Origin of the sequence: Roseibium algicola (assembly GCF_001999245.1) — a bacterium.
Taxonomy (GTDB): domain Bacteria; phylum Pseudomonadota; class Alphaproteobacteria; order Rhizobiales; family Stappiaceae; genus Roseibium; species Roseibium algicola.
Window position 1 is genome coordinate 186,064 of the sequence record NZ_CP019630.1, and the last position, 24,636, is coordinate 210,699.

22 protein-coding genes are annotated in these 24,636 nt (G+C 58.4%); 7 read left to right on the plus strand and 15 right to left on the minus strand.

Annotation, left to right across the window (positions count from 1 at the left end; all coding sequences use genetic code 11):
• Window positions 1–136 precede the first annotated feature (136 nt).
• From B0E33_RS00845 to B0E33_RS00855, 3 genes are all read right to left on the minus strand, one after another.
• Entirely contained in the window at window positions 137–2,020 is a 1,884-nt protein-coding gene (locus B0E33_RS00845) for an ABCB family ABC transporter ATP-binding protein/permease (RefSeq protein WP_062491729.1), read from the minus strand.
• 111 nt (window positions 2,021–2,131) lie between these two features.
• Window positions 2,132–2,530, minus strand: a complete 399-nt coding sequence (locus B0E33_RS00850) for an ArsR/SmtB family transcription factor (RefSeq protein WP_062489073.1) — start codon at window positions 2,528–2,530, stop codon at window positions 2,132–2,134.
• 244 nt (window positions 2,531–2,774) lie between these two features.
• Window positions 2,775–4,370: a LysM peptidoglycan-binding domain-containing protein gene (locus B0E33_RS00855; protein ID WP_077290129.1), complete on the minus strand. Its 1,596-nt coding sequence runs from the start codon at window positions 4,368–4,370 to the stop codon at window positions 2,775–2,777.
• 243 nt (window positions 4,371–4,613) lie between these two features.
• Here B0E33_RS00855 and B0E33_RS00860 point away from each other — a divergent pair, with 243 nt between their 5' ends.
• Window positions 4,614–5,249, plus strand: a complete 636-nt coding sequence (locus B0E33_RS00860) for an LOG family protein (RefSeq protein WP_439126678.1) — start codon at window positions 4,614–4,616, stop codon at window positions 5,247–5,249.
• A gap of 125 nt (window positions 5,250–5,374) precedes the next feature.
• Entirely contained in the window at window positions 5,375–6,628 is a 1,254-nt protein-coding gene (locus tag B0E33_RS00865; RefSeq protein ID WP_055653596.1) for a GGDEF domain-containing response regulator, read from the plus strand.
• Between the two features lie 40 nt (window positions 6,629–6,668).
• On the opposite strand, the gene rarD is transcribed toward B0E33_RS00865, so the two are convergent.
• The 6 genes from rarD to cysS form a co-directional block, all read right to left on the minus strand.
• Window positions 6,669–7,574, minus strand: a complete 906-nt coding sequence (gene rarD, locus B0E33_RS00870) for an EamA family transporter RarD (RefSeq protein ID WP_055653595.1) — start codon at window positions 7,572–7,574, stop codon at window positions 6,669–6,671.
• Window positions 7,575–7,614: 40 nt separating this feature from the next.
• Window positions 7,615–9,210 carry a citramalate synthase gene (cimA, locus tag B0E33_RS00875; RefSeq protein WP_077290130.1) on the minus strand — a complete coding sequence of 532 codons (1,596 nt, stop codon included), beginning with the start codon at window positions 9,208–9,210 and terminating at the stop codon, window positions 7,615–7,617.
• A gap of 32 nt (window positions 9,211–9,242) precedes the next feature.
• A complete protein-coding gene (locus B0E33_RS00880; protein WP_077290131.1) occupies window positions 9,243–9,740 on the minus strand; it encodes a GFA family protein in 498 nt (165 codons plus the stop codon).
• Window positions 9,737–10,231 (minus strand): GFA family protein, encoded by a 495-nt coding sequence (locus B0E33_RS00885; RefSeq protein ID WP_077290132.1) that lies wholly within the window; start codon window positions 10,229–10,231, stop codon window positions 9,737–9,739. The genes B0E33_RS00880 and B0E33_RS00885 overlap by 4 nt, the downstream gene beginning before the upstream one ends.
• Window positions 10,231–10,599, minus strand: coding sequence for an endonuclease domain-containing protein (locus tag B0E33_RS00890; protein WP_077290133.1), 369 nt, complete (start codon window positions 10,597–10,599; stop codon window positions 10,231–10,233). Before B0E33_RS00890 ends, B0E33_RS00885 begins: the two co-directional genes overlap by 1 nt.
• 296 nt (window positions 10,600–10,895) lie before the next feature.
• Window positions 10,896–12,311: a cysteine--tRNA ligase gene (cysS, locus tag B0E33_RS00895; protein WP_077290134.1), complete on the minus strand. Its 1,416-nt coding sequence runs from the start codon at window positions 12,309–12,311 to the stop codon at window positions 10,896–10,898.
• Window positions 12,312–12,750: 439 nt separating this feature from the next.
• Here cysS and B0E33_RS00900 point away from each other — a divergent pair, with 439 nt between their 5' ends.
• The 3 genes from B0E33_RS00900 to B0E33_RS00910 all read left to right on the plus strand — a co-directional run bounded on the left by B0E33_RS00900 (window position 12,751) and on the right by B0E33_RS00910 (window position 15,199).
• Window positions 12,751–14,358, plus strand: coding sequence for a L,D-transpeptidase family protein (locus B0E33_RS00900; RefSeq protein ID WP_077293095.1), 1,608 nt, complete (start codon window positions 12,751–12,753; stop codon window positions 14,356–14,358).
• A gap of 139 nt (window positions 14,359–14,497) precedes the next feature.
• Window positions 14,498–14,686 carry a hypothetical protein gene (locus B0E33_RS00905; RefSeq protein ID WP_023003917.1) on the plus strand — a complete coding sequence of 63 codons (189 nt, stop codon included), beginning with the start codon at window positions 14,498–14,500 and terminating at the stop codon, window positions 14,684–14,686.
• 171 nt (window positions 14,687–14,857) lie between these two features.
• A complete protein-coding gene (locus B0E33_RS00910; RefSeq protein WP_062489081.1) occupies window positions 14,858–15,199 on the plus strand; it encodes an ArsR/SmtB family transcription factor in 342 nt (113 codons plus the stop codon).
• 27 nt (window positions 15,200–15,226) lie between these two features.
• On the opposite strand, the gene B0E33_RS00915 is transcribed toward B0E33_RS00910, so the two are convergent.
• The gene (locus B0E33_RS00915; protein ID WP_023003912.1) at window positions 15,227–15,742 is read right to left on the minus strand and encodes a CreA family protein; all 516 of its coding nucleotides are present in this window, start codon (window positions 15,740–15,742) and stop codon (window positions 15,227–15,229) included.
• A gap of 136 nt (window positions 15,743–15,878) precedes the next feature.
• Entirely contained in the window at window positions 15,879–17,129 is a 1,251-nt protein-coding gene (locus B0E33_RS00920) for an MBL fold metallo-hydrolase (protein WP_208997739.1), read from the minus strand.
• Between the two features lie 370 nt (window positions 17,130–17,499).
• On the opposite strand from B0E33_RS00920, the gene B0E33_RS00925 reads away from it, so the two are divergent.
• Window positions 17,500–18,000, plus strand: a complete 501-nt coding sequence (locus tag B0E33_RS00925) for a MarR family winged helix-turn-helix transcriptional regulator (RefSeq protein WP_077290135.1) — start codon at window positions 17,500–17,502, stop codon at window positions 17,998–18,000.
• A 136-nt stretch (window positions 18,001–18,136) separates the two neighbouring features.
• Window positions 18,137–19,477 carry a DUF2865 domain-containing protein gene (locus tag B0E33_RS00930; RefSeq protein WP_077290136.1) on the plus strand — a complete coding sequence of 447 codons (1,341 nt, stop codon included), beginning with the start codon at window positions 18,137–18,139 and terminating at the stop codon, window positions 19,475–19,477.
• On the opposite strand, the gene gltX is transcribed toward B0E33_RS00930, so the two are convergent.
• The 4 genes from gltX to B0E33_RS00950 all read right to left on the minus strand — a co-directional run bounded on the left by gltX (window position 19,440) and on the right by B0E33_RS00950 (window position 24,595).
• Entirely contained in the window at window positions 19,440–20,801 is a 1,362-nt protein-coding gene (gltX, locus tag B0E33_RS00935) for a glutamate--tRNA ligase (protein ID WP_062489084.1), read from the minus strand. The genes B0E33_RS00930 and gltX overlap by 38 nt on opposite strands.
• Before the next feature lie 52 nt (window positions 20,802–20,853).
• The gene (locus B0E33_RS00940; protein WP_075281526.1) at window positions 20,854–22,071 is read right to left on the minus strand and encodes an MFS transporter; all 1,218 of its coding nucleotides are present in this window, start codon (window positions 22,069–22,071) and stop codon (window positions 20,854–20,856) included.
• Between the two features lie 178 nt (window positions 22,072–22,249).
• Window positions 22,250–23,917 carry an NAD+ synthase gene (locus B0E33_RS00945; RefSeq protein ID WP_077290137.1) on the minus strand — a complete coding sequence of 556 codons (1,668 nt, stop codon included), beginning with the start codon at window positions 23,915–23,917 and terminating at the stop codon, window positions 22,250–22,252.
• Between the two features lie 144 nt (window positions 23,918–24,061).
• A complete protein-coding gene (locus tag B0E33_RS00950; protein WP_082809771.1) occupies window positions 24,062–24,595 on the minus strand; it encodes a response regulator in 534 nt (177 codons plus the stop codon).
• Between the last annotated feature and the right edge of the window lie 41 nt (window positions 24,596–24,636).

The following is a 24,636-nucleotide window of genomic DNA, read 5'->3' on the forward strand; positions in this document are numbered from 1 at the left end:
AGACCGGTGGTGGAGATCCGGGATCAGTGAGCCCAGATCTCTTTCAAGGGTCAGCGTCATACCTTGAACAGGAGCATCCCCTCTCCCGGCCAGGGCTTGGCCAGGCCCGGATGACCAGAAATAGCTGTTGCTAGACCTATTTCGCCGGTACGTAATCAGCCCTCTGACCACGTGTGACGATACCAAGATCGTCATTTTCCCTTGCGGCTCGCAGCCGTTCCTCGGCCTCGTCCGCTTCGCGCTGGCGCGCCCACATGGAGGCGTAAAGACCGTCTCTGGCCAGAAGCTCCTGATGGGTGCCGCGCTCGGCAATCTCGCCACCTTCCAGAACGATGATCTGGTCCGCGTTGACCACGGTCGACAGGCGGTGGGCAATCACCAGCGTCGTCCGATCCTGCGAAACCTCATCCAGCGCCGACTGGATCTCGCGTTCGGTATGTGTGTCGAGCGCCGATGTCGCCTCATCGAGGATGAGGATCGGCGGAGATTTCAGAATGGTGCGTGCAATCGCAACACGCTGCTTTTCACCGCCCGACAGTTTCAATCCGCGCTCGCCGACTTCCGCGTCATAGCCCTGAGGTAGCCTTTCAATGAAGTCGTGGATCTGCGCCATGCGCGCAGCCTCCCGCACTTCCTCGTCGCTGGCGTCCGGGCGGCCATAGCGAATGTTGTAGGCAATGGTATCGTTGAAGAGCACCGTATCCTGCGGAACCATGCCAATGGCCTGACGCACGCTTTCCTGCGTCACGTTTCGGACATCCTGACCATCGATCTCGACTGAACCGTCGGTGACGTCGTAAAACCGGAACAGGAGACGGGAGATCGTCGATTTGCCCGCACCGGAGGGACCGACGATGGCGACGGTCTTGCCTGCTGGAACCTCAAAGTCGATCCCCTTGAGGATCGGCCGGTCGGGATCGTAGTGAAAGCGGACGTCCTTGAACGCAATCTTTCCTTCAACAGCCTTCAACGGGCTGGCGTCGGGCCTGTCCTCGATTTCGGCGGGCACCATCAGCAGGTCGAACATGGATTCGATATCCGCAAGACCCTGACGGATTTCCCGGTAGAGGAAGCCGATGAAGTTGAGCGGAATGGAAATCTGCATCAGCAGCGCGTTGATAAGGACAAAGTCGCCGATGTTCTGCTCGCCCGCCAGAACAGCCTGTGCAGACAGCCCCATGCAGGCCGCCATGCCAATGCCGAGGATAACCGCCTGACCGAAGTTGAGCCAGGAAAGGGACGTCCAGGTTTTCGTCGCAGCGCTCTCATATTTCGCCATGGAGACATCGAAGCGCGCAGCTTCCATGTTTTCATTGCCGAAATACTTGACCGTTTCGAAGTTGAGCAGACTGTCGATGGCCTTGGAGTTGGCATCCGTGTCGCTGTCGTTCATTTCGCGGCGAATGCCGATCCGCCAATTCGAGGTCTTGATGGTGAACCAGACGTAGGCAACGATCATCACTGCGACGATGACAACATAAAGGAAACCGAACTGGTACCAGATCACGGCTGCCATGATGGCAAATTCCAGAACCGTCGGAATGCCGTTCAAGATGGTGAAGCGGACAATCGCCTCTATGCCCTTCACCCCGCGCTCAATCACCCGGCTGAGCCCACCCGTCCGCCGGGCGAGGTGGAAACGCAGGGAAAGCTGGTGCAGGTGGCGGAATGTCAGGATTGCGAGCTGGCGTACGGCATGCTGGCCGACCCGGGCGAACAGTGCGTCGCGCAGCTGGTTGAAAGCCACTGCCAATACACGGGCTGCATTATAGGCAAGCACCAGCATGACCGGAGCTACCAGGAAAGCAGGCAGGTTGGAGCCTTCACCCGTCAGTGCATCCGTCGCCCAGGCGAAAAAATACGGCGACAGGACCGTCACGATCTTGGCAATGATCAGTGCGAAAATGGCCAGAAGCACGCGCTGCTTGAGATCCGGCCGATTAGACGGCCAGATGTAGGGCCACAGGTTGGCCAGCGTCGTGAAGGTGCTGCCTTCGTCTGCATTGACAGGCTTGCGGATGTGCGCTTGAGCGGAATGGCTGCCGGCAGCCGCAGCCGAGGGCTTTTGCGGCGGGGTCGCTGTCTGATCGGTCACACAAAATCTCCAGGCCGCGGAAGGCGGCCACTTGGGTTAGTCTGAAGCGGAAACCACTTGCGCACCGGCTGACTGTCCTGACTGGTCCGGCTGCGCCGCGTTCAGGCGCTCCCAGAAGTCCTTGGTCCGGCACTCCGCCAGACTGAGCACTTGCCAATTGAGCGCGTAGTGGCAATTCCTGCCCCGCGTGTCACAGCACAAGAGCCCGGCGTCCTTCAAAACCTGCAAATGCTGAGACACGGTCGACTGAGCCAACGGCAGGTGACTGACGATCTCACCGCAGCAGGCGCCCTGACGGCTTGCGAGCTGCTTGATGATTGCCAACCGGGCCGGATGTCCAAGTGCACGGAAGATAGCCGCGAGTTCCTCGCAACTTGCCAGACCTTCCTTGGAGGTCATGCAATTTCCACCGGCCGGCAGATCCGTCCCGCTCATGGGGCGGTTTCCTCATTCACGATTGTTTGTTTCATCGTTGATATGCGATGAATCATCAAAAAAACAAGGGGCTGATGCAAAAAGGCAGAGGATCATTCCGATCCCCTGCCTTCATTTTTGACATTCGACCAAGGGGTAACTGACAGAGATAAGCAGCGACAACAGCCGAGAATTTTATAAATGCCCATGGCCGTTTTCAGACGTGCCGACAACGCCCGAAGTGCCGACAGAGGCCGGTGTCACCTCAGCCGTTGTTTTCGTCAGGTTTCGGCCAGCTCAGATCGCCTTCTGGTGTCAGGAACACTTGCCCCGGGTAAATCAGATCAGGATTGCGGATCTGTTGCTGGTTGGCCTTGTAGATCGTCGTATAGCGAACGCCCTCTCCATAAAGACGCCGGGAGATCCGCCACAGGTTATCCCCCTTGCGGATGATCACGACGGGAAGAGATTTTTTCACTTCCGCGCCCTGGCCGTCGGCTCCTGCACCCTCACCGCTTGCGACGACCTTGGTCAGCACAATCTGCTTGTCCTGTTCCTTTTCAAAGGTAACGGCTGCACGGGCGTCGACCGAGCTGCCATCCTCACCGATCAAATCGGCGCGAACCTCGACATTTCCTTCAGAAATATTCTTGCCGCCTTCAATCAGCCACTTCCCGCCCGAACCGACCTTAGCCTCACCCTGAAACTCGTCGCCAACGTAGACACGAACCGATGACCCAGGTTCGCCGGTACCGGCGACAAAGACCTTGTCCTTTTCGGATTCCACGGCTTCCACGGTCACCGTCGGCGCATCCGGTGCTGCTGTGGGAACATCAGCCGGTTCATTCTGGCCGGCTTGCGCAACGTCTGCGCCACTGTCCTGTGTCGCTACAGCTGCCGGCGCTGCCCCTGATGACGTGGAAGCAACTTCGGTTTCTGCTGAAGCCGCCTGTCCCGATGCCTCAGCCGTTGAAACGGCGGCCCCGTTGCCGGCCGTTTCCGGCTCTGCGGTGCCTGTTGCAGATGAAGTCGTGTCGGCAGACGCAACAGCGGTCTGCTCAGAGGTACCGGCGGGCTGGTCGCTCGTCTCCCGGGAGGCCGTCTGCTGGCTTGCAGAGGTCCCTGCGGCAGGTTCCGCAGAAGCAGTTTCAGTTGCGGACGTCGACCCGGAGGCCTCCGCGGCGGTGCCTTCTGCAGAATCCGTTGTCGCAGCTGTTTGCGAACCTTCGCCAGTCGAAGTGATGGAAGCCACCTGCTGCTCGGCCTCAGGCTTTTGCAAGACGTCCGACGGACCGTCAGGCGTGTTCAGAACCACAAGAGGCTGTTCCTTGCCGCCTTCCGGCAGAGAAACGGCAAGCCGTTCTTCGGACGTGGCAATCGCTTTGCCGGTATCGTCATGAACTTCCAGGCCAACGTCATAGTCGCCCGGCTTCAACGGCTCATCCAGAATGATGGTCCATTCACCGACCTCATTGGCAATGCTCTTGCCGACAACCTTGCCGTTGGCAGTCAAGGCAACGATAGCGCCTGCGACAGACCGGCCCGCAACGACCGTTTCACCGGTCGGCTCAACGCCGACAACGTCAAAACTTGGGCCTGCGCTTGCCGTTTCCGCGGCAGGCGCCTCATCTGACGCATCAGCCTTATCTGTTTCCGCGGATTGCGTCTTTGTGCCTGTATCAGAGCCTGCAGCCGGTTCGGTCGTGGCACTGTCGCCGGAGACCGATGGCGTCGCGGCAACTTCGGGACCGCTCTGGAAAGGCAGACGCCCCGTATCGCGATAGATGTAGCCCGTCACGAGAGCGGCCAGCCCAACAGGCACGGCTACGATCAAAGTCCAGATGAGTGTCTTGTTATTCATTGTGTGTCCTGCCGGGAAAGCAGCCAGGCGATGCGGCGCTTTCCAAATCCGTTCCCCTGTTTGCGCCCTTTCGGGTGCTGCCTGTCTCAGCCGAACTCCTGACCTTGATGGCCATGTTTCCTTTGCCGTCGGCTCTTCTTCAGATCGTGGTTCATGCATAGCCGTCTTTTCCAGGCGCGGCAAGAAAACCCGGTTCAGAACCAAGGCCTTTCAAACAGAATGCTTGACCTTGTGGCAATCTGAATGCCACATCTTTGCGTCATGAATACGGTTTCTCAAAATCAGCTTACAAGCGTCTGTGTTTACTGCGGGTCCAGCTTCGGTTCGGACCCTGCACACGAGGCATCCGCCACCCGTCTGGGCCAGCTAATTGCCGAGGCTGGCCTTCGACTTGTCTATGGCGGCGGCTCTGTCGGTCTGATGGGAACCGTGGCCAATGCCGCCCTTGAAGCCGGCGGCAAGGTGACGGGAATCATTCCGCGTTTCCTGGAAAAACGCGAGGTGATGCTGGACACCCTCGAAGACCTGATCGTCACGCAGGACATGCACGAGCGCAAACACCTGATGTTCGAGAAAGCTGACGCCTTCATCGCGTTGCCCGGCGGAATCGGCACCCTGGAAGAAGCCGTCGAAATGATGACCTGGGCCCAACTCGGACAACACCGCAAGCCGGTGGCACTGGCCAACCTCAACGGCTTCTGGTCGCCTTTGCTGGAACTTCTGGATCATATGCGGGCACAGGGATACATCCGTCCGGACACTGAAGTTCCTTATCTTGTTGCCCGAACCGTGGACGATATCCTGCCCATGCTGCGCCGCGCGATCAACGGTGAACCCCTGCCGGCACAAGAAGCATGCGCCTCGGTAACAGATCTCTAAAACTCTACTGTGTATAGAGGTTGGGAATACGTTCCCATGACTGTGAATATTGGAACCAAATCGATTTGCAGTCTGAGGAGTTGAATAGTACCGTCGCACGAAACGCAGGAAGAACAGGCCACTAAATGCAAACTACCCTTCTTGTTGAAGATGCGGCGTTTTTCGAGAAGGCAATCGTCAAGAAACTGCATGAGGTCGGACGTCACCAGATCATGGTGGCACGTAGCTACGAAGAGGCCGAGAACTGCCTCAATCTGCCGATCGGTGAACCCGACCTTGCTCTTGTCGACCTGACCCTTCCAGACGCCCCCGACGGCGAAATCGTCGATCTTTGCGAGAAGTGGAATATTCCCACGATCGTCTTCACCAGCCGCTTCGACCCGAAAACCCGAAGCAAGTTCCTGGAAAAAGGCGTTATTGACTACGTCCTGAAGGATTCTCCCGGCAGCCTGAACTATGTTGCGGACCTGATCCGGAAACTGGCCCAGAACCCCAAGATCGGCATTCTCATTCTGGACGATTCCGCGGTGGAGCGGGACGTGATCTCCAAGATCGTCGGCAAGCACCTTTACAAGATCTACCAGGCCAGCTCTACGGACGAAGCCCTCCAGACCCTGAAGGATTACAAGGACATCAAACTTGTCCTGGCGGACTATTTCATGCCGGACAAGGACGGCTTTGCCTTTCTGAAAGCCGTCCGCAGAGTGCATGACCCGGAGAAAGTCGGCGTCATCGGCATGTCGTCCTACGCCAATCCGGACAACCGGGTGCGGTTCCTGAAATACGGTGCAGCGGATTTCGTCGACAAGAACTGCCCTCCGGAAGAGCTGCTGCTGCGCGTGTCGCAGAACCTCGACTACATCTACCGGATCGAGGAACTCAACAACATGGCAATGAGGGACTCCCTCACGGGTCTCTACAACCGCCGTTACCTTCTGGAACAGGCCACCAAGGCAATCGCGACCTGGCCGGTGTCCGAAGGACGTGCGCATTGGCTCGCGCTCCTCGACCTGGACTCCTTCAAGGCAATCAACGATTCACTCGGCCACGATTTCGGCGATGCGGTTCTGATCAGTTTTGCCCGCCACATGATGAAGCTCGCAAAGGAAGACGATATCGTCTCGCGGCTCGGCGGCGACGAATTCTGCATCGTGTTCCGGGACAAGGAAGAAGCCGAGGTTGTCGACGGACTGCAAAACCTTCTGGACAACGTTCTGGCCTCGCCCGTGCGTCACGACGGCGAGGAACATCTGATGAAGACGAGCGTCGGCGTCGCCCCGCTCGAAAGCGGCAGGTTTGGCGACGCCCTGAAGACCGCCGACCACAGGCTTTATGCCGCCAAACGCAGTGGCCGCGGCCAGCTGGTTTCTTCGGACTGACCGCATCTTCCACAGTGCTCTGGCTGCGACTAACCCAGTTTCAGCTCCGGTAGCGCCGCCAGCTGTCGTAGGTAAACACCACCAGCGCAGCCCAGATCATGCCGAACGTCATCAGCTTGGTCGGGTCCAGCGGTTCGCCCCAGATATAAATCGCCATCAGGAAGTGCATGGACGGCGCCATGTACTGCATAAGCCCCAGCATGAAGAGCGGCAGGCGCCGGGCAGCAGAAGAAAAACAGATCAGCGGCAAGGCCGTGACAATGCCTGTCCCCACGAGGGCGAGCAGAACCGGCGGATCGTTCAAGACCATTGCGTCGACACCCCAGCTGAGGCTCAACAGCATGTAGCCGGCGGCGAGCGGAAACAGCACAAGCGTTTCCACGAACAGTCCCGGAGTTGCCTTCACGGGCGTCACTTTTCGCACATAGCCGTAGCCTGCAAAGGAAAACGCCAGCACCAGAGACACCCACGGCAAACCGCCTGCCAGGATCGCCTGCAGAACCACGGCAATGGCGGCAACACCGACAGAAATCCCCTGCCAGGTCGTCAGCTTTTCCCTCAACACGAACAGGCCAACCAGAATGCTGACCAGCGGATTGATGAAATAGCCGAGCGAAATATCGAGCACGTGATTGTTGGAAATTGCCCAGACGAAGGTCAGCCAGTTGACGGCAATGAAAGTGGCAGACGCCGTCAGCCCCATGAGCACCTTCGGCTGGCGAAAAACCTCGCGCACTTCCTGCCAGCGGCCGCGCGAATAGAGAAACAGACCGACAAAAAGCACCGACCAGAGGATCCGGTGAGACACCACAAGATCTGCTGGCACGGTATCGGTCAGTTTGTAATAGGCCGGGAGGAAGCCCCACATGCCGTATGCCGCCAGGCCAAACAGAAGGCCCTGACGGAATTCGGCATTCGCTTCGGTGCTGGTCACCGTCTGCGACATGGCATTGCCTTTCTGGCGCCCGAAAGGCGCGTGACCAGGATCAGGCCACGTTGGCTTTCATCAGCGCGAATGTAATGGAGTCGACCAGGGCCTGGAAAGAGGCGTCGACGATGTTGGAGGATACCCCGATCGTGAACCAGCGCCGGTGCGTGACTGTGTCCTGGCTTTCGATCAGAACGCGCGTGACAGCGCCCGTGCCACCATTGAGGATGCGCACCTTATAGTCAATCAGTTCCAGGCCGTCGATGGCAGACTGGTATTTGCCCAGATCCTTTCGCAGTGCCATGTCCAGCGCATTGACCGGGCCGTTGCCTTCAGCAACCGACATTCGGGTTTCGCCGTCGATATCGACCTTCACCACGGCTTCCGAAACCGTGACCAGATCACCGATTGCGTTAAACCGGCGTTCCACCATCACGCGGAAGGATTCAACTGCGAAGTAACGCGGCACCTCGCCCAATGCCCGGCGCGCGAGCAGCTCGAACGACGCGTCGGCAGCCTCGTAGGCATAGCCTTCGGCTTCCCGTTCCTTGACCTTCGCCAACAGTAGGTCAAGACGCGGATCTGACTTGTCGACTTCGATGCCCACCCGGGCCAGCTCTCCCAGAAGGTTGCTCTTGCCGGCCTGGTCGGACACCAGCACCCGCCGCTGGTTGCCGACACTTTCCGGTGCGACGTGTTCATAGGTCTGCGGATCCTTCAGGATCGCGGAGGCATGAATACCGGCCTTTGTGGCGAAGGCGGTTTCGCCCACGTAGGGGGCCTGCCTGTCCGGCGACCGATTGAGGATTTCATCGAACGCATGGGAGATTGAAGTGATCTCTTTCAACTGAGCGTCGCTGACACCGATTTCGAACCGATCGGAGAATGCCGGTTTCAGCTTGAGTGTCGGGATCAAGGTGATGAGGTTGGCGTTGCCGCAGCGCTCACCCAGACCGTTCAAGGTTCCCTGGATCTGCCTTACGCCGGCATCCACTGCCGCCAGTGAGTTGGCGACCGCGTGACCGGTGTCATCGTGGGTATGGATGCCGAGATGCGTTCCGGGAACAACCTCCTGCACCTTGGTGACAATGTCGAAGATCTCATCGGGCAGCGTGCCGCCGTTGGTGTCACACAGAACGATCCACCGCGCGCCTGCATGGTATGCCGTGCGGGCACAATTGAGCGCGTATTCCGGATTGGCCTTGAAGCCATCGAAGAAATGCTCGCAGTCGATCATCGCTTCCTTGCCGGCAGCAACGGCTGCGGTAACGGTCTCGTAGATCGAATCGAGGTTTTCCTCGTTGCTGCAACCAAGCGCAACCCGGACATGGTAGTCCCACGCCTTGGCCACGAAGCAGCAGGCATCGGAACTTGCGGACAGCACGTCCTGAAGCCCCGGATCGTTCGCAGCCGAGCGGCCTGCGCGCTTGGTCATGCCAAACGCTGTGAACGTTGCCTTGCGCGTCCGCTTTTCACTGAAGAACTCACTGTCGGTCGGGTTGGCACCCGGATAGCCACCTTCGATGTAATCGACGCCAAGCCGCTCCAGAAGTTCGGCAACCACAACCTTCTCGTTGACAGAGAAGTCGACCCCGCTGGTCTGGGCGCCGTCACGCAATGTCGTGTCGAAAAGAAAAAGCCGTTCCTTGGTCATATCCGTATCCTGAGCAGCGTCGGGGCTGTCTTTTATTCGTTGTCATTTGCCCCGGTGCGAACCGGTGGCCAGGTTTCCGTGTCGTGATCGGGGTGCTGGAACGAAACGAGCGACGCCAGAAAAGGCGCTGCCTCCATATCGTCTTCCGTCACCCTTTCGGGAATTTGAGCCATGCTGTCGGCATAAGGCAGCTTTGCCTCGACGCCGAACTGGATGCTGGGCGGGATTTGCGATGGATCGTCAAAGGTCCCGATGGCCAATGCAATGCCATCCGGCGCTTCATAGGTCAGCGGCGTACCGCAATCGGCGCAAAAGCCCCGGTTTGCGTGATTGGAACTCTGGAAGTGCTTCAACGATCCACGTGTCCAGACAAGTCTGGATGTTTCGGGAACACTGACCAGTGGCGCGTAAAATCCACCAAAGGCCTTCTGGCACATGCGGCAATGACAAATGGAAGCCTCGCCCAGTGGCCCTTCCACCCTGAACCGCAAGGCACCGCACTGACAGCCGCCGGAATGGATCTCCGTCATCCGCCCCTCACTTCCCAATGATCCGTATCATGATCGGGGTGCTGATTGTTGGTTGCCGTGACATCATTGATCCCACCTGGCAGGTCGTCCCGATTTGACTGCGTTTCGTTCAGTTCGAAAAGATGCCCATAGAATGACACTCGCCCCTCGACACCGGACTGTTCAACCGGCGTGACCGCGGCGACATCGTCCAGGCTGCCATGGGTAAAGGAAATGTGGTCGTCGCCAATCGTATCAAAGGCCAGAGGCGTGCCGCAGGTTCCACAGAAACCCCGGCGGACAGGCTTGGAAGAGTGGAACCAGGAGGGTTCGCCGCGGGTCCATTCAAAATCGGACTTCGCAGCACCGATCAACGGCAGAAAGAAATTCTCCGATGCCTTCTGGCACATGCGGCAATGACACAGATGCGGATGACCGACCTCTCCCGTCACCTGATAACGCACGGCGCCGCACTGGCAACCGCCGCTCAGCCTTTGAACATTATCGCCCATCAGAAATTCTCCTTGCCACAAGCGTTCAGGATCTTGCGGCAGACACCTTCAAGGTCGTGCGTCACCTCCGCATTCCAGAAGCGCAAGGTCGTCCAGCCGAGAGCCTGAAGCTTGCGGTCGCGCGCGATGTCACGCGCCTGGCCCTGCAGTTCTGCGTGCTGGGATCCGTCCAGTTCCACGATCAAGCGATGAGCAGGTGCCGCGAAATCGACAATGACCCCTTCGATCGGCATCTGCCTGCGAAAGGAAATCCCCTCCAACCGATGCGCCCGGATCACTTGCCAGAGCTTCTTTTCAGCGTCCGTCATTTGCGAGCGCAGGCGTTTGGCGTTGTATCTGAGTTGCTTGGGAACAGTCTGGTGCGGCATGTAGCGACCTCTTAGCGATAGCCCGAAACCAGTGTTTGTTACACAAGCTGTATCCCCCCCTCTGTCCGCTTGCGCGGACATCTCCCCCTCAAGGGGGGAGACCGGAGCATGCGGGCTGATATGAGAAAACTCATACAGCTTTGGAGAGGTCTCCTCCCTGAGCAGAACTCCGGTCTTGCGCCATAGCCGGTTCAAAAATGCATGGCGGCGCGGCATACGCCCCTCTCCCCCCTTGCGGGGGAGATGTCCCCATAGGGGACAGAGGGGGGTATCCCGTCTTTCCACCTGGCTCCGTCTCACCGCTTGACTTCCCAGGTTGTCACGCGGGCACCGGTTTCTGAGTCTTTTGAATCCTTTAGAAGAATTCCCTGAGACGTCAGTTCATTGCGGATCGCGTCAGCTTCGGCCCAGTTCTTGGCATTGAGGGCCTCCAGGCGTTTTTCGATGGCTGCCAAAATGCCGGCCTCATCAACGCCAGACAAATCCGCCTTGACCGGATGAACGCCGAGGAGCGCGGCAGATGCCGAGTAAACATCCAGCTTGGCAGGGTCCTTGGAAGCCTCGACGGCGAGCGCATGGAGCGCCTGAATGGCCCCTGCGGTGTTCAGGTCGTCCAAAAGGGCATCAAGCACCTCGGCGGCAGGGGCTGCATCCGCTTCGACCGGATCCGGCCAACGGGCGAGAAGGTTTTCCGCTTCTTCAAGCTTGCGTTTGGAGAAATCGATCGGCTCTCGATAGTTGGTCATCAACATGGCAAGGCGCAGCACTTCGCCCGGCCACATGCGGCCGCCGAAACTGTCCGTTTCCAGAAGCTCCTGAATGGTGAAGAAGTTGCCCTCGGACTTGGACATCTTCCGGCCTTCCACCTGCAGGAAGCCGTTGTGCATCCAGTAGTTGGCCATGACCTTGGTGCCATGGGCGCAGCGGGACTGGGCGATTTCGTTTTCGTGGTGCGGGAAGATAAGGTCCAGCCCGCCGCCGTGAATGTCGAACACTTCACCCAGATGGTGCGCACTCATGACAGAGCACTCGATGTGCCAGCCCGGACGCCCCCTGCCCCACGGGCTGTTCCAGCCGGGCTCTTCTTCAGAAGACAGTTTCCAGAGCACGAAATCTCCGGGGTTCTTCTTGTGAGCATCAACCGCAATGCGAGCCCCGGCCAGCTGCTCGTCCAGCTTCCTCTTTGACAGGCCGCCGTAGTCGGGCATGGACTGGGTGTCGAATAGAACTTCACCGCCCGCCTGATAGGCGTGTCCTTTTTCGATCAGCGCCGCGATCATCTCGACCATGCCGCTGATATGCTGTGTCGCCCGAGGCTCGATGCTCGGCTCCAGCACACCCAGAGACCTGATGTCCTTATGGAACTGGTCCGCAGTCTTCTGCGTCACCCGGGCAATGGCTTCATTGAGCGGCAGATCGGGAAAGTCACGAAGTGCGCGTGCGTTGATCTTGTCGTCAACGTCAGTGATGTTGCGCGCATAGGTGACGTGGTCGGCACCATAAAGATGGCGCAGAAGCCGGAAGAGCACATCGAAGACGATGACCGGTCGCGCGTTACCGATGTGGGCAAAGTCATAGACGGTCGGTCCGCAGACGTAGAGACGCACATTCCCGTCATCGATCGCCCGGAAGTCCTCCTTCTGGCGCGTCAATGTGTTGGTGAGCTTCAAGCCCTTGAAAGTGCCGGATTTCTCTGTCTCAGCGGCGCTCATGTCAAACGGTCTCCTGGCCGGCTGGCCGGGCGGTCCGTCTCAAAGGAAATTTTGCCAAGAGGGAACGGCCACAGCCAGCGGTGTCGCTAGCTGCAAATAATGGTGATCGAAATGATGTTCCGTGTGGCCGTCATCATGGAGCGCTTTATGGACCGGAAAACAGAACCCGGTCAAGGCTGCAGTTGCCGCTGAAACGCCAAATTCCGTGCCTTGTGGCCGCAACGCGTCACTCCCACGAGCGTTATCGGATCGCGCGCTTTTCCTGTAGCGGCAACAAATGGGATCGGCTTTGCAATGGCAAGGAAGCTTAACGCAGTTCAATTATGCGCAAGATGCACTAGACTTTCCCCGTTGGGAATCAGAGGGGGTATTTCCGATGGGAATATTTTGCACGTGCCGTAACAGACATCTTGGTCTTCTTTTCACGCTGGCAGCGTTTTTGTCCGGACCACTTTCGGCACCATATGTCCAGGCACAAACAGCGGCACCGGCGACCAGCGAGACCCAGGTCGTTCCGCCCCCTGTTTTCGAGGAACCGCAGACGCCGATCGCCAGGGCCATTCAGGCGCAAGTTTCTACGAACCTGCCCGAAGGTCTTGCACTCTATTATGGCGAGCGCGCTTTCGCACCGGTCTGGTTCAACGAGAATGGCCTCACGGAAGACGCTCATCTGACCATTGCGGCCATGGCGGCGGCGAACGACCATGCGCTCAACCCCAACAATTACGATCCCCTCGGCTTCATAAAGCGTTCGGAAACCTCCCAGAGCGAGCAGGAATGGGCCCAGTTCGATCTGGACCTGTCCGTACAGTTCCTGCGCTATGCGACCCACCTCTCCTCCGGCCGCGTTCAACCCAACAAGGTCAACAAGGCGCTGAACGTGTTTCCGGATCGGCCTGATCCGAAAATGCTTTTTGAAAATGCCGAACAGGCCGTGGACTTCGGGGCCTTTCTGGAAAGCCTCGCACCCCAGACCGACAATTATGCCCGCCTGAAGCGGCGCCTTGCCCAATACCGGGAGAAGGCTGCTGCCGGCGGCTTTACCCAGGTTCCGGATGGTGAGGTTCTGAAACCAGGCATGAGCGATCCGCGCCTGGAGGTTTTGCGAACCCGGCTCATGGAAGAAGACATTATCGTTGCCGGAGATCACACCGGTGATGTCTATGACGGCGCCCTGGTGGAAGCCGTCAAGCTGTTCCAGGAGTACCACGGCCTTGAAACCGACGGTGTCATCGGCAAGGCGACAATTGCCCAGCTCAACATTCCGATCCAGGAAAAGCTCATCCAGATGGAGCTCAACATGGAGCGGCGGCGCTGGATGCCGGATGATCCGGGACAGTTCTACGTCTTCGTCAATCTGGCAGACCAGAACCTGAAGGTGGTGCGGGACGGAAAGACCATTCACACGGCGCGGGTCGTTGTAGGCAAGCCCTACCACGCAACGCCGGTGTTTTCCGACCGGCTGGAATATGTGGAAATCAACCCGTACTGGAACGTGCCCTACTCCATCGCGACGAAGGAGTATTTGCCGAAACTCAAGCAGAACCCCACGGCGCTCAGCAACAAGAGCATCCGGATCTTCCAGGAAGGCAACGAGGTCGCGCCGACACAGGTTGCCTGGAACAGCTATTCCGGTGGCAATTTCCCGTTTCGGCTGCGCCAGGACCCGGGTGAGGACAATGCGCTTGGTCGCATCAAGTTCATGTTCCCCAACCAGTTCAACATCTACATTCACGACACCCCGTCGAAATCCCTGTTCACCAGAGCGGAGCGCGCCTTCAGCCACGGCTGCATTCGTGTATCGGATCCTTTTGCCCTGGCGGACGTTCTTCTGGTCGATTCCGACGCCACTCCGGGTAAATGGGAAGCCATTCGCGACAGCGGCGAGCGTACGGTCGTCAAAACCAAGGTCGAAATCGACGTGCACCTCACCTACCTGACCGCGTGGATGAACAAGGACGGATCAACACATTTCAGAAAAGACATCTACGACCGCGACAAGGTGCTGCTGGAAGCGCTTCGCAGAGCGATGACAGAGAACCTCTAGATGCATAACATACTGTTCTAATTGAACTTTACTTCCGTTTAGATATCTGAACGGTAGCTGAATGCGGCACTCAGCATGGGTTCAAGCCGGCCCCACTAATCTCCAGTCAATCGAAACGGATTGCCATCTGGAGTTACCCATGCTGAACCGCCTCTTCGTCATCTTCTTCCTGGCCCTCATCCTGGGTGGCCCGTTTGCAGCCATCATCGCAATCACCGACGGCACCAAGGCGTTTGGCCAGGAAGCCCAGCAAAAGGGCATGTGCCTGACCACCGGCACCGGCTGCGGCAACGGGAATATCATTGTCACGGTGGCCAGTCGGATATAAAAGCGCGCTCGCAGGCATTGCGGGAACCGGTGAACGTTCACCTGAAAGCGCGTGTACCTTCAAAGTTGTTTCCACTTGAAAAGAGTGGGAATCTTGTCTGAGATTGGTCGCACACAGGACATTCCAGCCTCTTTGCTTGCAGTTTACTCCGATGTTTGGCAAGGTTGTCCCATGGACTACAAAGCACTTGAAGATAAAGCAGAATCCGCGGCGGAATTCTTGAAGATGATGGCATCCGCGCCGCGATTGCTGTTGATGTGTCTTGTCCTCGACAACGAACGCAGTGTTGGCGAACTTGCGGAAAAAACCGGCATGCGCATGCCGACCGTCTCGCAGCAGCTCGCTCTTCTGCGCGCGCAGGGTCTCGTCTCGACCCGTCGCGAAGGCACGACCATCTATTACCGGCTCGCCAGCGAACCGGTCAGGGACATCATGTCCGTGCTTTACAAGAACTTCTGCGCGGATGCCGAACTGCCCGGCCCAAAGCAGCTGGAAGCGCTGGACGCGGACTGATCCGCGTCCTTCGAGTACTCCCCGGCCTTAGTCCTGGACGAAATCACCGCATTTCGGAGGCTGCTGATCTCCCCAGGGCATCAACGGCACGGTTGAGGTCGAGTTTTTAGGGCTGCCTTCAATCAGCTTGTCGGAATAGACCAGATAGACAAGAACATTTCGCTTGGCATCGCAGCCACGGACGATCCGCATTTTCTTGAACATGAACGAGCGGCGCTGGCGGAACATTTCCTCGCCCTGTTCGAAGTTCTCCTTTATGGTGACCGGGCCAACCTGACGGCACGCCAACGATACGTCAGAGACTTCTTCCGCAACGCCGAGCCAACCGGAAACGCCGCCTTTCTCCGGAACGGTGAAGTGGCAGGAGACACCGTCGACAATCGGGTCGTCTATGGCGTAGGTCGCCAACTTGTGGTCGGGCGTCAGGAACTTCCAGACGGTTGATTTCTTGAAGATCAGATCAGGCTCATCCGCCGCAAGAGCAGCGCCCACGCCTTGCAGCAGCAAAGATGCGCCAAGAGCGGCAGCGACCAGAAAACGCATTAGAAATCCTCCAGATTTTCAACCGCCCAACATGTGGGGATCACGAAAGCGCGATCAAGCGTCAGACGAAAAACAAAGCGCGCGCCCATCAGGCGCGCGCCTCATAACTTCATCTTACCGGGTTTTCGACGCGATGTTAGCGAGCGTCTTCAAGAACCTTGTCTGCGGCCGCCTTTTCTTCAGGAGCCGGCGTATCTGACGGCTTTTCGTCCTCGACGATGTCCTCGGCCGATAGCTCCATCTCTTCGCTGTCTTCCGGCTGCTCCTCTTCAGAACCGAGTGCAAGCGAGGCAGCAAAATCGCTGTCCGAGACCAGATCGGATGCTTGTGCTTCACCGCCCGTTGCCGAAGCCTCTTCCGAGACTTCCGCCGCGGGCACATCGGAGACAGCCATTTCCGCCGCAACCTGCTCCGGTGCCCCCTCACTCAGGCCGGCTGTTCCGTCCAGCGCATCGTAAAGATCGGCGATCCGTTCCCGTGTCCATATCTGGGGCTGGTCGAGGCCAAGAGCTTCGTCGTAGGCCCGGGCAACGCTTATGGGCAGATGAAATTCAAAGTCGGCCTTCGAGCCGAAACGGGCAGCAAGCGCGTCACGAACAGCCTGGAAAGTATCCTTCAGACCAAGGCTCTGCTCGACACATGCAGCTGCTGCGTCCCGCAAGGTCACGACAAAATCGCGGGTGGTTTCAACAGCCGTTGCCACGGCTTGCGTACCGATGGCGGATTTCCCGCGTCCCGGCATCAGCGCAGTCGGACGAAACGCCGTGATGCGGTCGAGCGCGCGCGGCCAGTCGGCCAGATGGGCATCTCCGCAATAAGGAACAGCGGCTTTCTGAACCAGATCTCCTGCGAAGATCACGCCACTTTGCGGAACCCATACGACCAGATCGCCCATCGTATGGGCGCGGCCCAGATGCATCAGCCGGACGTCCAGCCCGCCAAGGTCGATGGTCATTGAAGATGCAATGGTCATGGACGGCATGCTAACACCGGTGTTGCCGGGTAGTCCGGCGAACAGTGCCGCATCCCGCTCCCGGGCCACACGGATTTCCTCGACGCCGCGGGTTTCCATCATCCGCCTGGTCAGATCGGAAGCAATGACCTCGCCCGGCTCGAATGCCAGGGCACCAAGTGTGTTGTCTGAATGGAAGTGCGTCAGAACGACCTGTTTGATCGGCTTGTCCGTGAGCTCGCGAACCTTCTGCAGAACCTTTTCCGCAAGGGCCGGTGTTGCCTGGGCATCGACAATCAGAACGCCTTTTTCGCCGATGACCACACCGGTGTTGGAACAGCCATCCGCGCTATAGGCATAACAGCCGCGTCCAAGCTCTTCGAACCGTTCGTTTTCACCCGGAACGGCTTCGGACCTGTTTGTCATCTCTACCATAACGGTCTCGCTTTCCTGCCAGATGTCTGACTGCCTGTTTCGGCCTGCGCGAACTTTGCCGCGCTTTTTCCTGTTGACTGAAGCGTCTCAGTTTCGGTGTCTGATTCGCAATTTTTCACGCGCCAATTCCTTAACTATTCTCTCTTTATCAACAGATAGGTCAGCTCTTTCGCCGTATTTTGACTGCACCTGACAAAGCTCTTCGCCATACTTGCTTTCAATCCTGCTACTTTTTCGTAGCTGCCCGGGGTGTCTTTCCGGGGTTATTCAACCGGATATACTTGCTAGTCACAGAAAATGGCCGGATAACGGCATTGTTCATCTGCCTGCTCAATCAGGCTTAACGAATCTCCAAGGCGTCGACTTATCCATGTCCGATCAGCAAGGATCCAAATCCACTGTTTCCCCAGGCAAGGTACCTTCCAAACCTGTCCTGAAGCTGAGCGCATTCCTGCCTTACAGGCTCAACCATCTGGCCGAGACCGTCAGCAGGTCCTTTTCCAGAATCTATGCCGACACCTACGGCATCGGGATTCCCGAATGGCGGGTGCTTGCCACTCTTGGCGAATACAAGGCCATGACTGCACGAGATATCAGCCAGGCAACCTCCATGCACAAGACCAAGGTCAGTCGGGCTGTCGCCGCCCTGGAAAAGCGCGACCTTATTGTGCGCGACAAGAACAGGGACGATCAGCGGGAACAGACCCTGTGCCTCTCTGACCAGGGCAATGCCATGTACGAAGAAATTGTCCCCCAAGCCCTCGCCTACAGCAAGAGCCTGGAAGACGCGCTGACAGAGGAACAGAAATCGGTCCTGGACGAGATTTTCGACCGTCTGCACGAGGCCACGCGATCCGGGGAAAACGACTGAAATCCTGCGTGGTCCTGCCGCTCCGCCATTAACCTAACGTGAGAGCTTTCATTGCTATTGATAGGTCCAGCAGCGATAGTGCCGGGGTCGGTTTAAGGCCGATACGGCGTGGCAAAAACGCTGTAGGGGATGGGTGATGAGACGTAGCTGGTCTGCCGGGTCCAAGGTTATGGCACGCGCTGTCGCGTTTGGTGCCGGGCTTGTGCTGTGCGCACATACTGTGAGCGCGGCCACCTGCTCCAGCCTGAAGGCTGAACTGCAGCGGCTGGAATCGCGTTCGACGGCACAGTCTCCCGCAGCCCAGAAATGGACCACCGCCAAATCCCAGCAGCAAAAGGCCATCAATGCCGCAGAACGGGATGCAAACTACTTCGGCTGCGCATCAAACGCATCCCCCAAATGCAGTGGTCTAAATGACAAGATCAAGCGCATGAAGGCCAACCTTTCTGCAATTGAACGTCAGCTTGCGAAGTCCGGTGGCGGATCGTCGAAGAATGCAAAACGTGCAAGGCAGGTCCGGGCCTCGCTGGCAAAACAGAAATGCGATGCCTCGACCCGCGAAGCACGACAACAAAATGCCAGCGGTGAGGACAAGCCGCAGTCTCTCCTGGCCCGCATCTTCAACCCGCAGCCGCGCGTCGAACTTGCCTCCGTAACGACGGGCGACCGGGAAATCGCTTCGGTGCGCCGGCAAGCCCGCAGCGAAACCAAACGATATTCCCTGCCTTCCGGTGGCGCATTCCGGACCGTATGTGTCAGAACCTGCGACGGCTATTTCTTCCCGGTAAGTTTTTCGACGGGCAAGAGCCAGTTTGCCAATGACGAAGCAAGATGTTCGGAAATCTGTCCGGCTGCGGAAACCGAGCTATACGTCTATCGCAACCCGGGTGGCGACCAGGCCCAGATGATGTCTCTGGCTGGCAACCTCTACTCCGAACAGCCCTTCGCCTATCGCTACAAGAGCGAATTCGTTGAAGGCTGCAGTTGCCGGGCAACCCGGCAATCGAAGGCACAATCGGCCTGGACGGATCTCAGCACCGGCTCGGGAAACAGGGTATTCTTCACCGACATCAGCGCCGGCCTTCCCAGGCGGACACTTCAGCCAAGCCGCGGTGGAACCTACGAACACGAAGAAGACCTTCCCTCTCCGCTGACCAGAACTCCGCTGACCAGAACGCAGCTTCCGCGCTTTGAAGATCCCGACACGCTCATGAACATGGAAAAGGGCTTCGACGTGTCGGCGCGGCTTGATCTCGCCGCGACACGACTTGAGCGCGACGAGGACAAGGTTGCTTCGAGTTCCGGTTTCAAGGACGGTTTCCCGGTCCTGTCGATCCATTCCCCGAAGGAAACGGATGACGAGGAACTGGCGGCTTTTTCGCCTGTGTTCAAGGCAGAAGACGACGGTTTTAGCGCAGCGCCGGACCGAAAGGCCCCTGTCAGGGTAGTCGGTCCAGAATATTTTGTCGCCCAATAAGAGGTAGCAAGGCCTTCATGTCCGGACCGTGATCCATCCCGGTCAGCACCCTGCGCAACGGCATGAACAGGCCACGACCCTTACGGCCGGTTTCAGCCTTCAGAGCAGACGTCCACTCTCCCCAGGTCTCCAGGGTGATGTCGCCCTCGGGCAGCAAGGCCTTTGCACCTGAAACGAATTCCTGGTCTTCGTCCTCGATGCGGCTTTCCACGGGACCCGTGACGACCTGCCAATAGGCACGCGCGTCGTCAACTGTTTCACAGTTGCCACGCACGGTATCCCAAAAGTCAGCCCCCCCACTGATGCCCATCGCTGCAAGACGGCTCTCCACCGCCTCGAAGGGCAGATCATGTACGAGGCGCGCGTTGAGGGATTTCAGCTCTTCCGGATCGAACTTAGCGGAGGACCGCGAAACGCTGGTCAGGTCGAATTTCTCGATCAGGGCATCCATGGATGCAACCGGCTCGACTGCCTGACTGGTTCCGGTCAAAACGGCCAGGGAAGCGACCGCCATTGGCTCAAGCCCGGCCTCGCGCAGCGAACCTATGGACAATGCCCCCTTGCGCTTCGAAAGGCCTTCGCCATCGATCGTCGTCAGGAGGTTGTGATGACCGAATACCGGCGGCTTTGCCCCCATCGCCTCGAAGATGGCAATCTGGACGCCTGTGTTGGAGACGTGATCTTCGCCGCGGATGATGTGGGTCACATCCATGTCGATGTCATCGACAATTGAGGTGAAGGTGTAGAGATACGAACCGTCCGCACGGATCAGAACCGGATCGGACATGGAGGCCAGATCGATCGTCTGGTCGCCGCGGCACAGATCCGACCAGGCGACATCCGTACGTCTGGTTTCAAACGGGTTGCCGTCGTGGTTCGGCAGGACAAAGCGCCAATGCGGCTTGCGGCCTTCGGCTTCGAAAGCCGCCCGCTCTTCCGCGGTCTGCTTCAGGCCTGCACGGTCGTAGACCGGAGGTCTGCCGAGCGCTCGCTGGCGCGATCGGCGGCGTTCCAGTTCATCCGGCGTTTCGTAACACGGGTAAAGCAGGCCCGCATCTTTCAGCTTCTGCGCCGCTGCATCGTAGTTGGCGATCCGGTCCGATTGCCGCTCCTTCAGATCCGGTTCGATCCCGAGCCAGTGAAGGTCGGTCTCGATGGAATCGGCATATTCCTGCTTCGAGCGGACGAGGTCCGTGTCATCGAAACGCAGGATGAACCTGCCGCCCATCTTCTTGGCAAAAAGCCAGTTGTAGAGCGCAGGACGGATGTTGCCGATGTGGATATGGCCGGTCGGCGACGGCGCGAAGCGAACAGTGACGGTCATGGCGATGAGTTAGCCGGGGTTGAACCGGACGGCAACCTCAAACTACCGGACCTTACGAAGAATGTTCGGAAGACCGGTAGGTGCGCGACACGAACCCGAGCACACCGCAGAAAACGAGGCAGTAGCCCCCCATTGCCATGACCTGCAGGTCGAACGAGACACCTTTGTCGATCAGCCAGCCGACGAGACCCGGACCTGCCGCGGAAGCAAACACCATCACCGAAAACGCGACAGACCGAATGGCCCCCATGTGCCGCGTGCCGTAAACCTCCGGCCAAAGCGCGCCCACCAGCGTGCTGTTGAAACCGTTCGAGATGCCGACAAGCAGCATGAAAACGAAAGCAGCTGCTGGCGCGTGGAAATTGGCCAGCACGAAACAGGCCAGCGTCAGGGGAACAAGGGTGAAAGGCAGCAACTGACGCGCGGAAAACCGGTCGATCAACGGGCCTATCACCAGGGATGCACAGACCACGCCGGATGCCATCAGCAGAAAGGCGCTTGCAAACAATTCCAGCGTCCACCCTCTCAGTTCCACTAGATAGACCTGGTGGAAGAAGATTGCCGTTCCGATAAAGGCCGGCGCGTTGACACCGCAGTTGACCAGCCAGAAGCGGACATCGCGCAGCGCTTCCCCTCGTGTCCACTGGCGGCCTTCCGGTTTGGCCGAGGCCGTTTCGAGCGCGGAAGGGATGCGGTCCTTTGCCAGGAGCGTCAACAAGACCGGCAGAGCGACAACAGCCAGAACGATGGCCGATACCGTCCAGGCACCGCGCCATCCGAAGGCATTGGCCAGGACGACGAAGCAAAGCGGAAACAACGCTTCAGCCGTCGGAAAACCGAGAACGGCGATCGACACCGCCCGGCCCCGCTGCGCCGTGAACCATCGTCCGGCAGCGGTCACCGACGTGTGGGTCATCATGCCCTGCCCGCACAGCCGGAGGCCATAAAAGGCAAGTCCGACCATCCATACGGAAAACGTGTTGGCCATCGCCAGGCAGAACAGGGCGAGACCGGTCATCACCACCGCTGCGATCTTCTGTACCGGGAAGTGATCAAGGCTGCGACCGACATAAGGCAGGGTCAGGGCACTGCCGAGGGTCGCCACCATGTAAAGCAGGCCAATGTCACCGTGACTGAGACCAAACTCCGCCCTGAGGTCCCCCGCCGAGAGCGAGATGAAAAACGTCTGCCCGAAGCCGGAAAAGACCGCGAGAAGGTAACTGGCGGCAAGCCAGCGGGCGTTTTCACGCAGGAAGGAGAAATAGGTCATCGAGGCAAAAGCCCACTTTCAACAAACAACTGACGATCCACAAAACAACCCACCCCGCGGAAGCGCGAAGCACTGTCTCGAAGGGTGAGGCGGTAGCTTTCTGCCACGCCCGTTCAAATTCAAACGATCAGATTCTGCGAAACATCAGCCAGGCAAGCACTTATGAATGCCCTGCCCCTCAAGAGCGATCGCGGAACCTGTTGGTGATGGGATATCGCCGGTCCTTGCCGAAGTTGCGCTCGGTGATCTTCACCCCCGGAGGCGCCTGCCGGCGTTTGTATTCGGCAATATAAAGAAGATGTTCGATCCGGTGGATCAGTGCCCGGTCGTGACCGCGTTTTTCAATGTCGCCCACCGACATCTCGTCTTCCACCAGACATTCCAGGATGTCGTCGAGAACATCGTAAGGTGGCAGGGAATCCTGGTCGGTCTGGTTTTCACGCAGTTCGGCAGTCGGCACCTTGGTGATGATATTGGACGGAATAACCTCTCCACCCGGACCAAGCAGCCCTTCCGGCAGGTTGGCATTGCGCCATGCGGCCAGGTGATAGACCTGCGTCTTGTAGAGATCCTTGATCGGATTGTAGCCACCGTTCATGTCGCCATAAAGCGTGGCGTAGCCGACCGACATTTCCGACTTGTTGCCGGTGGTCATGACCATGCGCCCGAACTTGTTGGAAACTGCCATCAGGATGACACCACGCGCACGCGATTGAAGGTTTTCTTCGGTCGTGTCTTCGTTCGTGCCGGCAAACAGATCGCTCAGCGCCGACCTGAAGCCTTCGACCGGTTCGGAAATCGGCACAGTGTCATAGCGGATACCCAGCGCGTTGGCGCAGGCGGCCGCATCGGTGATGCTTTCTTCCGAGGTATAGCGATAGGGCAACATGATCGCATGGACCTTGTCGGCGCCGAGCGCATCAACCGCCATTGCCGCGCAAATGGCCGAGTCGATACCACCGGAAAGACCCAGTACGACCCCCGGAAAGCCATTCTTGGTGACGTAGTCTCCAAGGCCCATGACGCAGGCCCGCCAATTCGCTTCATCGAGTTCCGGAAGCCTTGCAAAAGTGCCGTTCTCGCAAACCCAGGTCTCGCCCTCGCGCTTCCAGTCACTGATACCAAGAGCAGCTTCAAACTGGGGCATCTGGAATGCCAGCGAGCGATCAGCATGAAGCGCGAAAGATCCGCCGTCGAAAACAAGCTCGTCCTGCCCGCCAAGCTGGTTGCAGTAGATCAGCGGCAATCCGGTCTGGACCACACGCGAAACAACCACCTGCAGACGGTGCTCCGCCCGGTGTTCCCAGTAGGGAGAGCCATTGGGAACCAGCAGCAGCTCCGCGCCGGTTTCCTCCAGACACTCGCAAACCTCGTCGTTCCAGATATCCTCGCAGATCGGCAAGCCGATGCGCACACCGCGGAAGTCGACAGGCCCGGGCAAGGGGCCGGCAGCAAAAACCCGCTTCTCGTCAAAGACGCTATAGTTGGGCAGGTCGTACTTGTAGCGAACGGCCTTGATCTCACCCTGGTCCAGCAGCAGGGCTGCGTTATAGACTTTGCCTTCCTCGCTACGCCAGGGAGACCCCAGCACGATGCCCGGACCGCCATCCGCGGTTTCACCGGCAAGGGTTTCGGCCGCCTCCATGCAGCGCCTGACGAAAGCCGGTTTCAGAACAAGGTCTTCCGGCAAATACCCGGCGAGCATCAGTTCGGAGGTCAAGACAAGGTCGGCCCCTTGAGAGACGGCTTCCTGACGGGCCTTGCGAACGAGCTCTGCGTTGCCGGCCACATCGCCAACAGTCGGGTTTAGCTGCGCGACAGCCAGTCTGAAACGGTCTGAAATCATCGGAAAATTACCAGGAAGTGACATTGCTTTCTGGTGTAGCCGCTAGATCGGCGAACGTCCAATCTGAATTTGCATACGTCCAGAAGTAGATTTGCCGGCACCTGTCAAAAGCCCGGTCGTGATGGGCCATGCCCGTAGGCATCGTCAGAGCAAGGCGAGCCCGGCTTGATCGGCTGAAGGGTCCGATGCTGCCGTGGACGAGATGTCCGTGACATTCAGTTTGCGCAGCGGCTGCTGATGCCCGGGGCCGAGAAGACCTTTCGAGCGCCCATGCATCTCCTGCCGTTCAAGGATTTCGCCGATGTGACGATACAATATGGCAGGAGCGATCGGTTTGGCGACGAACCCGTGAATACCGATCTCGATGCCTTCCAGGATTGTCGCGCGCTTGGCATGGGCAGTCACGATCAGAACCGGCGTGGTGCTGACCACAAGGTCCCTGTCGGCACGAAGGATGCGGAGAAACTCATTGCCGCCAAAGGGGCTCATCACCCAGTCGCAAAGCACAATGTCCGGCTTGCGGTCAACGACCATTTCCAGGGCTTCCGCACCATCGCTGGCTTCATAGGCCGAACGGATGCCGAAGCCCGCCAGCACGGAGCGGAGGATCGAGCGCATATGGGGATTGTCTTCCGCAATCAGGCAGGAAACCTTCGTCAGATCCCACTTATCGCGCACAACTCAAACTCCCCACTACACCCGTTTCCCTAAAAAGAAGG